Genomic DNA, 2991 nt, shown 5'->3' with positions numbered 1-2991 from the left:
TTCCATGCGCCTTCCTGTTCTTCTTTCCTCGGTTGCTTTAGCTATCCTTGCCCTTCCGGCATTGGCCTTTCCGGTCACGATCGAAAGCTGCGGCAAGCCCGTAATCTTTGACGCGCCACCGAAAGCCGCTGTCATCCACGATCTGAATATGACGGAAATGGCCTTCGCTCTCGGCCTGCAACCCAGCATGGTCGGTGTGACGGGCATCACCGGCTGGTACAAGACTGGCCCGGAGTTTCTGAAGCAGCAGGGTGGCATCCCCGAACTCGCCCCGAAATATCCATCCCTGGAAAACCTGATCGCCGCCAAGACCGATTTCTTCTTCGCGGGCTGGTACTACGGCATGAAACCGGGCGGCGAGGTGACGCCCGATACGCTGGCAGCGAAGGGGATCAAAACCTTCGTGCTCAGTGAAAGCTGCGTGCATCTCGACAAGTCCCGTCAACGCGCCACGATGAACCTGCTCTACGACGATGAAATCACCCTGGGCAAGATCTTCGGTAAGCAGGCAGAGGCCGAAGCTTTAGTAGCGGGCTGGAAGGCGCGGCTGGCCAAAGTGCAGAACGCCGTTGCCGGGCGGCCCGCACTGCGCGTCTTCCTCTATGATTCGGGCGAGGATAAGCCGTTCACCGCCGGTAAATTCGCCATGCCAACCGCGCTGATCGAGGCGGCTGGCGGCAAAAACCTGCTAGACGATTTCGACATGAGCTGGGGTTCCGCGGCTTGGGAAACGGTGGCCGTGCGCAACCCCGAGTTCCTGATCCTGCTCGACTATCAAGACGATGCTGGCTATCAAAAATTGCTGACATTCCTGAAAGCCCATCCGGCGATGAAGGAAACCGATGCCGTGAAGAAAGGGCGGTTCCTGCCACTGCGCTATCAGCAGATCACGCCCGGACCCGCCAATATCGACGCGGTAGAGGCGCTCGCCCGTGCCCTCCACCCCGGCGCGCTTCCTGCGCAATGAGCCTACGCTTCGGGCTGCTCGTCGTCGTCGCAGGCGCTATTCTTATCGCCCTCGCCATAACCGGAATCACTTTCGGGGCGACCCCGCTGGCCGTCGGCGATGTGATCCGTACCTTGACTGGACACGCGGATGGGGTGGCCGGGCCGGTTGCGCGCATCGTGCTCGATCTCAGATTGCCAAGAGTGTTGCTGGCTATCTGTGTGGGCGGCGGGCTGGCCGTTACCGGCTGCTTGCTGCAAACGGCAACCCGGAACGATCTGGCCGATCCGTTTCTATTTGGCTTGTCGGCAGGGGCGGCGACGGGGGCGGCCTTTGTCATTGGCCATTGGGGCGATGCGCTCGGCATTTGGACCTTGCCCATCGCGGCCCTTGCCGGAACTCTGCTATCGGCAGCGGCGGTGCTCATCGTTACCGAACTTCAACCGGGCCGAGGGCCAGAGCGGTTGGTGATCGTTGGCATCGCCGTTTCCTTCCTCTTCAGTGCCTTGACCAGCTATCTCGTTTTTGCGGGCGATCAGCGGGCGGCACATTCGGTACTCTTCTGGTCTTTGGGCGGCCTCGGCCTCGCCGCCTGGCATAATTTACCGCTGGCCGCGATAGGCCTCGTGGTTGCTGTACTGACGGCTCTAATGCACCGCCATGCTCTCGATGGGTTGCTGGCGGGAGAAGAGACCGCCCTCTCCCTCGGCATTGATGCCCCTCACTTGCGGCGGCGGATATTCTTACTCTGTGCGCTCTCAACCAGTACCCTGGTTTCGGTGGCGGGGGTCGTTGGCTTCATCGGACTGATGATCCCCCATATCGCCCGCGCTTTAATTGGGGTCCGGCATGGTCCCCTGGCTATCCTTGCGGCTTTGATCGGTGCCGCCTTTTTGCTTGCGGGCGATCTTGGCAGTCGCCTGCTGCTCGCCCCACAGGAGTTACCCGTCGGCATCTTGACGGCAGCCGTCGGGGCGGTGTTCATCCTGGCTCTGGTGATGAGGGGTTAGAGTTTCTTCAAACAGTCTCTAAAGCGTGATATTTCGATTCATGGGCTTTTAATGTTACCGGCATGCTGGAGTGGCCGCGTACGGCCCGTATCACAAGCGGCCGCCCAACGCTTGACCCAACACATTGTCAGCGAAGTGCCAACGATGCATCAGGCCAGAAATTGGCACATCGTTGGGAGCGGCGCTTGTTCGATCAGGCGTGAAGGGCGGTCAAGAGAGCGCTTGGCGCGACGCCATATTGTCGTTGAAAAAGATAAGCGAAATAGCTGGGGTTGGAAAAGCCGACCGCCAGCGAGGTTTCGGTTACTGAGGTGCCTTCTATCAGCATGTCGCGCCCGCGCTTTAAGCGATTTTCCTGCTGGAACCCCCGGATTGGCTGACCAAAATATTCCCGGAAAGTCTCCTTCAATTTTTTCTCGTTCATTCCGACTTGGCGGGCGAGATCGCGGATTGTCCAAAGATGAGCGGGATCGGCGAGAATGATATCGCGGGCGCGCTCCAGGCAGCGCCGGTCGCGCTGGTGGCGGCTATTGCCGACCGACCGGTTGCGCCCCGCCGCCTGAAACAGGTCGACGGTTTTAGCGAGCAGATCGAGCGCCCGCGCTTCGAGTTGTAGATCGCTGCCCTGGGCATCCGCCATCGCAATCAAGTCCAGGGTTAACTGCCGGAGATTATCGGCCATCTGAGTGCTGCCCACCCAAATACGATCCGTTGAAACAAGATGGAAAGAATGCGCGGCGTCGAAATGGTCGAATTGCCCAGCAAGCCCCAACCGACCAAGAAAATCGAGACTGAGGCGCATTTCAACCATCCGAAAGCGGCTATTGGTTTCCACCCGATAGCCGCCGAACGCCCGCACATCGGCATAATGCAGAAACACTGTATTGGCGGCATAGCGGATAGGTTTTCCGCCGGGGTGCTGCCCTTCGGCAATCAGATAACCCTCACCATCCCCGTCGATTAAAGCGGCAATCATCAGCGATGGTTCGGAATAACCTTCGGTGCACAGCCCATCCCGGAACAAGAGATCATAGA

3 protein-coding genes are annotated in these 2991 nt (G+C 59.4%); 2 read left to right on the top strand and 1 reads right to left on the bottom strand.

What is annotated here, in order from left to right:
* Nucleotides 1-967, top strand: a 967-nt coding sequence (locus VZ95_RS12990) for an ABC transporter substrate-binding protein (RefSeq protein ID WP_332308090.1), incomplete at its 5' end; no start/stop codon positions are given.
* Nucleotides 964-1956, top strand: a complete 993-nt coding sequence (locus VZ95_RS12985) for a FecCD family ABC transporter permease (protein ID WP_045776220.1) — start codon at nucleotides 964-966, stop codon at nucleotides 1954-1956. The genes VZ95_RS12990 and VZ95_RS12985, both read left to right, overlap by 4 nt.
* 193 nt (nucleotides 1957-2149) lie before the next feature.
* On the opposite strand, the gene VZ95_RS12980 is transcribed toward VZ95_RS12985, so the two are convergent.
* Nucleotides 2150-2991, bottom strand: an 842-nt coding sequence (locus VZ95_RS12980; protein WP_052711750.1) for a helix-turn-helix transcriptional regulator, incomplete at its 5' end; no start/stop codon positions are given.

The sequence above is a fragment of the Elstera litoralis genome (genome assembly GCF_000963705.1).
Taxonomy (GTDB): Bacteria; Pseudomonadota; Alphaproteobacteria; order Elsterales; family Elsteraceae; genus Elstera; species Elstera litoralis.
This window is presented reverse-complemented; position numbering and strand designations above follow the sequence as displayed.